The organism is Streptomyces alkaliphilus (genome assembly GCF_014141535.1).
GTDB lineage: Bacteria > Actinomycetota > Actinomycetes > Streptomycetales > Streptomycetaceae > Streptomyces > Streptomyces alkaliphilus.
Genome location: NZ_VKHT01000230.1, coordinates 1 through 6,099 on the forward strand (window position 1 = coordinate 1; position 6,099 = coordinate 6,099).

Annotated in this window: 2 protein-coding genes, 1 tRNA gene and 1 pseudogene; 1 reads left to right on the forward strand and 3 read right to left on the reverse strand. The window is 76.4% G+C overall.

Annotated elements, in window-relative coordinates:
* Positions 1-233 precede the first annotated feature (233 nt).
* Positions 234-1,043: pseudogene (locus FNQ90_RS09885) on the forward strand (HAD-IC family P-type ATPase); the annotation flags it as partial.
* A gap of 261 nt (positions 1,044-1,304) precedes the next feature.
* Here FNQ90_RS09885 and FNQ90_RS09890 read toward each other — a convergent pair.
* From FNQ90_RS09890 to FNQ90_RS09900, 3 genes are all read right to left on the reverse strand, one after another.
* The gene (locus FNQ90_RS09890) at positions 1,305-4,157 is read right to left on the reverse strand and encodes a DUF7824 domain-containing protein (protein WP_182606027.1); all 2,853 of its coding nucleotides are present in this window, start codon (positions 4,155-4,157) and stop codon (positions 1,305-1,307) included.
* Positions 4,154-5,590: an SWIM zinc finger family protein gene (locus tag FNQ90_RS09895; RefSeq protein ID WP_182606028.1), complete on the reverse strand. Its 1,437-nt coding sequence runs from the start codon at positions 5,588-5,590 to the stop codon at positions 4,154-4,156. Before FNQ90_RS09895 ends, FNQ90_RS09890 begins: the two co-directional genes overlap by 4 nt.
* A 244-nt stretch (positions 5,591-5,834) precedes the next feature.
* Positions 5,835-5,918: transfer RNA gene (locus FNQ90_RS09900), tRNA-Leu, on the reverse strand.
* Between the last annotated feature and the right edge of the window lie 181 nt (positions 5,919-6,099).

The following is a 6,099-nucleotide window of genomic DNA, read 5'->3' on the forward strand; positions in this document are numbered from 1 at the left end:
CCCTCGCGCTCTTCCTCCTCGCCCTCCCCCTCCACCTGACCGGCGCCCCCGCGTGGCTGTGGGGCCCGCCCTACGCGGCGGTCTACGTCACCGGCGGTGGGGAACGGGCGCTGGAGGGGTTGCGCGCACTGCGGGAGAAGACCCTCGACGTGGACCTGCTGATGGTCGTCGCGGCGCTCGGCGCCGCCTCCATCGGACAGCCCATGGACGGCGCGCTGCTCATCGTGATCCTCGCCTCCGTCCCCGGCTCCGGCGTGACCGCCCGGGTGACCGCCGGGGACGCCGGAGCCCCCGACCACCCGGGCGGCCGGCAGGTCACGGTCGCGGTCGGCAGCCCCCGGCTGCTCGCCGACCTGTCCGCCCCGGTCGCCGCCCCGGCCCGCCGGCTCGTCGCCGACCTGGAGGCACGCGGGCGCACCGCCGTCGTCGTCCTGCGCGACGGCCGCCCGGCGGGGGTGCTCGGGCTCGCGGACCGGCTGCGCCCCGACGCCGCCGGCGCCGTGGCCGACCTCGCCGCGCTGACCGGCTCCCGGCCGCTGCTGATCACCGGCGACAACCCGGGAGCCGCCGGCCCCGTGGCCGCCGAGGCCGGCATCGACCCGGACCGGGACGTGCGGGCCGGCCTGCTGCCCGCCGACAAGGTGACCGCCGTGCGGGAACTCGAGGCGGCCGGCAGGCGCGTACTGGTGATCGGCGACGGCGTCAACGACGCGCCCGCGCCGGCCGCCGCGCACACCGGCGTCGCCATGGGGCGGGCCGGCTCCGACCTGGCCGTGGAGACCGCCGACGCGGTCGTGGTCCGCGACGAACTCGCCGCCGTCCCCACCGCCGTGGCGCTCTCCCGCCGGGCCCGCCGCCCGGTGGTGCAGAACCTGGTGATCGCCGGTGTCTTCATCGTCGCCCTGATCACCCGGGACCTGATCACCCGGGACCTGGTCGGCCACCTGCCGCTGCCGCTGGCCGTGGCCGGCCACGAGGGTTCCACCGTGTTGGTCGCCCTCAACGGCCTGTGGTTGCTGCGCGAGTCGGCCCGGCAAAACGCCCGTCCCGCATCCGCCCCCGGGCCGGGGGCCGCCGCTCCCGCACCCCCGGCACAGCCGGGGGAACGGGAGCGCCCCGTCACACCCCGAACGTCACACCCCGCACCACCCCGCCGCGGCGGGGTCACGGCCACCGACCACGGACCGCACAGCCCGCGTCGGCCCCACCGGCACCACCGGCACCACCGGCACCACCGGCACCACCGGCACCACCGGCCGCCCCGGCGGAACGGATTCACCCGGGGCCGGGCCGGCCCCGGACGGTCACGCCGCCAGGGCTCGGCGCAGGCGACCGGCCTCGGTGACCGCCCGACTCCCGCCCTTCCGGTCGGCCGGGGCGTCCAGCCACGCGTGATCGCCGCGTGCCCCGCACGCCTCCACCGATCCGGCCGCCGCCGCCAACAGGTCGGCGACACCGCGCGGGGGCGTGCCCCCCGGGGCGAGCAGGACGGGCAGCACCACCGAGAGCACCGCCCACGCCGTCGCCGGCGCCCCCGCCGAGGCGAGCGTGGCCAGGGCATCGGCGATCCGGTTGACCTTGACCGCCCCGACCCCGATCACCTCCGCCAGGTCGGTGCCCAGTCGGACGGTGTCCAGGGTGCCCCGACCGGCCAGGGCGAGGATCGCGTCCACCGTCGCCAGCCGGTCGTCGGTGTGCCGGGCGCCCAGCCCGTAGGCGATCGCCAGGTGCAGGGCGGGCCCGGCCGGCCCCGGCGCCTCGGCCAGCATGATCAACTGTCCGGTGTCCGGGCGGTCGTTCCACCTGGCGGAGTTCGCCAGCGACGGCACGAGGTGGACCGCCACCGCGTCGGGCCGGTGCGGCAGCATCGACGCCCACTGCCGCGGCGAGGAGTACCCGCAGCCGCACCAGTGCTCGGAGGAGGCGCGAGCGGAGGGAGCCGGGTACCCGCCGCCGAGTTCGGGGAGCGCAGGCAGCGCCGCCGCCACCTCGGGTGAGGGAGCGGAGACCGCCTCCGGGCGGGTGTCCCCCCTCCACACGTGCGCCGTCATCCGCCCGGAGGGGAAGTCCGGCAGGCCGGGGCCCTCGATCCACCCGGCGAACCGCGCCCCTTCCGGGGTGCCCAACTCCCTCGCCCGTTCGGCGAGCCCCGTCGGGTCGTCGGCCGGCCGGCACCGCAGCAGCGCGAGGTCCAGATCCACCGGACCGGCCTTCGCCCCCGCGTCCCGGTACAGCCGCAGCCGCTCCAGCAGGGTGCCGGGAGCCAACGCGCCGGACTCGTCGTCCGGTGTGGACAGCAACAGCGGCGGCGCCCCGGAGATCAGCATCTCGGTGACCTCCAGGACGCGCCGGCGGCGGGAAGCGGAGAACCTGGCGTGCCGACAGTCCGCCTTCTCCACCATCCGCCGGGCCTTCCCGAGGTCGACGGACACGAGCCCGTCGGCCGCCGCCACCATCGGCAGCAGCAGATTGAAGTCACTGTGCCGCAGCCACTCCCGGTAACCCAGCCACTCCCGGTGGCGTTCCAGGATCGGCTCCAGCACCCCGACCAGCACGGCACGGTCCCGGTGGGCGAGCCGGACGAGGCCGTCCAGGGTCCATTCGTGATCGGCGACCGCGACGCGACCGCGCAGTTCGGCGGCGAGGGCCGATCCCGCCACGGCGGCGAACTCCTCCGGGCCGGCCGCCGGCGCCGGCAGCGGGCGCGGGGCCCGGGGCTCGGGCAACACGTCGGGCAGCGGCTCGGCCGGGCCCTCGCCGTGAGGGGTGAGGAGCTGCGGGGCGTCGAGGAGTTCGGCGGCCCGGGGCAGGAGGCCGGCCCCCAACAGGTCCGCGGAGGCGACCAGTTCCTCACGCGCCGCCCGGTCCGCGTGGCGCACCCGCCGACCGACCACCCGCAGGGCGCGTTCGCACAGGGCGGTGTCGGTGTGTCCGAACACCTCACCGACGGCGGGCAGGAGGAGGGGCACGGTCTCCGGCCGGGCCCGCATCACGGCATCGAGCAGCGACAACTGCGCCCGGATCAGCTTCTTCTCACCGCGGAAGAACGCCGCGCGGGACATCTCGCCGAGCCGCTCGACCGTCAGTAGCTCCGCCTCCCACAACCGGCGCAGCGTCTCCTGCGCGTAGCCGGCGGCCGGGGTCGGCGCCTCGGCGAGGAGGCGGACCCAGTCGCCGGTGCGATCGGCGGCCTCCGCGTCGGTGGGGTCCAGGGCCCGCAGCAGTGCCACGTGGAAGCGGGTGTCGGACAGCGGGTGGCCGGAGCGGGCCGAGACCGCGATCGCGGTCTCGATCAGGGCCTCCCGGTCGAACAGACCCTCCCCGGCGAGGTGGGCCAGGGCCCCGGCCCAGGTGTCCAGGGGGTGCGGCCCGGCGGCACCGTAGGGGTCGTGCGGGTCGTACAGCCGGCCCGACAGCTCCCGGGTGTCCAGCAGGACGGGGACCGCCCGGGCGGTCAGCGGGTCCTCCCGCAGCACCGTGAGGAGGTGACCGGCCGGTTCACCGGGGGCGGGAGCCTCCCCGGCGTCCGCTGGCGGGGCATCGGTGCGGTGGGTCCCCCGGGCCCGTCGAGCCCTCCTGGCCTGTCGGCGCCGTTGGACGCGCTCGTACACCGCCTGGTGCACGCGCCCGCTCCAGCCCGTCACCACCCCTTCGGTGACCGGCGGTTCCACGCCCGCCGCGTCCGCCAGGCGGATCAGGAGATCCACCTCCCACGGCTGCAACCCGGAGCGGTCCGCGAACCGTTCCACCACCTTCGCCAGGAACTCCGGCGACCGACCGGCCAGCACCTCCCGGAACGGGGTGGTGTCCCCCCAGCGGAAGAACTCGCGCGAGGCGGCCAGCCAGGTCGCGCAGGCCACCGGACCCGTGTGGCACCCGGTACCGGCGAGATGGGCCGCCCGGTGCACCCCCGACTTGCCCCAACGGTTCTCCCGGCGCAGTCGCTTGAGCTCCGGGACCAGGGCGCGGCGCGCCGCGTCGTCGAGGTCGGCCAGCAGGATCGGTATCTCCCGCTCGGCGGCCTCCTCAACCGCCCGGAGCAGCGCGGCGGAGGGGTCACCGCCGGCCTTCCGCCGCAACCGGGCGAGGGTCTTCGGGTCGGCGGCGCGGACGTCGGGGCGGGAGTCGCGGGTGTCGGGAGCGGTCGTCGTGCTCATCGGGAACTCCCGGTGGAGGTCGGGGCCGCGGCCGGTCCGAAAACGCCGCCGCGCCGGTGGAGGATGCGGACGGCGAGAACGTGCTTGCAGGGGCCGCGCCGCCCCCGGTGGTCGGCCCACCACTCACAGGTGCAGCTCGGGACGCGGTCGTCGGCGCCGGAGCGCACCAGGTGGACGCGCTCCCCCGAGCGCACCCGGGCCGTGAACGCCCCGGAGGTGCCGACGGTCGTGGCGCCCCCGCCGCCCTCGACGAGGTTCACCGCCCCCTCGGCCACCAGCGCGCGGGCCGCCACCAGACGGGGATTGTGCCGCTCCACCCGGTCCGCCTCGTACGGCAACTCCCGGTGGAAGTAGGCGGCCTCGGTGATGTCGTAACCGACCCGACCGGCGGTTCCCAGCCGGACCAGCGCGGCCCGCACCCGATCGCGCGTCAGCCCCGAGCGCTCGGCGAGCTCCGCCGGGTCCACCCGCGGTTCCCAGGCGAGCAGCACCGCGATCAACTCGGCGTCGGCGGCCGCCTCGTCCCCCGAGAGGGCGTCCAGGACCGCGCCCTCACCGCTGAACCCGCGCGCGACGGCCGGCGAGAGCAACAGCGTCAGCCGCATGCCGGGCAGCAGCACCTCCCAGGCGCCGGCCGGCGGCGCCCCGTTCGGCTCCACCGGCGGTCCGTACAACCGCAGGCCGGTGACGTGCCGCAGCACGCGGTGCAGGACCCCGAGCCGCACCGGGCCCGGCAGGCAGACCGCGCCGGGTGACGGCCGGCTGGAGGGACGCAGGCCGCGACCGGTGGGGACGTACCAGCGGACGGTCCCGTCGGCCCGACCCGCGCGCGGCAGGGAGCGCAGGAACCGCACCGCCTCCGTCGCGTCCAGCTCGGCCCGCAGGTCGAATCCGGCGGAGATGACCTGGGTTTCGGCGAAGCCGCGCAGCCACCGCTCGGGCAGCGGGACCTTCTTCTCCACGACCGCCCCGTCGAGGGTGGTGACCGTCAACTCCTCCGGGCCGACGCGCAGGTGCACGGGGTCGTCGGCGCCGATCCGGCCCAGGGCGTCCCGCAACGGGTTGTTGACGTCGACGTTGGTGGTGCCGTGCAGCACCTCGCCGCCGTCCAACCCGTCGCCGAGGACGTCCAGGCGGGCGTGCACGCCGCAGCAGCCGGAGAAGGACTCGAAGCGCAGCCGATCACCGTGCGCGGTGACCACCGGGTCGCGCAACCGGGCCAGATCGGGGCGGTGATGGCGCGCGGCGGCGACATCGGCCACCGCGAGCAGGGCCGCCGCCGCGGCGGCGGGACGGGTCAGGAAACCGCTGAAGAAGTGCGGTCGCACCGCGGGACCGGCGGGGGTCAGGCCGCCGGAGGTCTCCAGACCGAGGGTCCCGCCGCGCACCGCGGAGGGTCGGGCGTAGGCGTACGCCTGCACGTTGGACGTCATGGCGGGGACGCTAGAACCCGCCTCTGACAACCGCCCGGCGTCCGCGTCCGCGCCCCGGCGCGGAGGCGGGGGCGGGCCGGGGCGAGATGTTGCTCACAGCCGGGACGCGCACCGCGGACCCGGGGGCGCCGCCGGGGGCGGCGGGGCCCCCGGAGCCGGGAGGGCGCCACCGAAACGATCGGACGGGAATCACGGAGGAAAAGAAAAATGTGGGCGGCACCATGGGTGCCGCCCACATTCTCTGTGCGCGAGGGGGGAGTTGAACCCCCACGCCCTTTCGGGCACTGGAACCTGAATCCAGCGCGTCTGCCTATTCCGCCACCCGCGCATTGGGTGTGTCCTCGGATCGATTCTCCCACATCCCGGGGAGTGCTCCCGCACTTTCCCGGATCGGACCCGAGGGACCGGTGGGCGGTGGACCCGCCGACATCCAGAAGGCTAGCACGCGACCGGGACTGCTCTCACATCCGTTTCCGCCGCCCCGCACCCGTCCCCGGGCGGGTGGGAAC

What these genes read in the sequence shown, in the direction of transcription:
- FNQ90_RS09895 (WP_182606028.1), bottom strand. Translation starts at nt 5,590, where the DNA reads ATGACGTCCAACGTGCAGGCGTACGCCTACGCCCGACCCTCCGCGGTG.
- FNQ90_RS09890 (WP_182606027.1), bottom strand. Translation starts at nt 4,157, where the DNA reads ATGAGCACGACGACCGCTCCCGACACCCGCGACTCCCGCCCCGACGTC.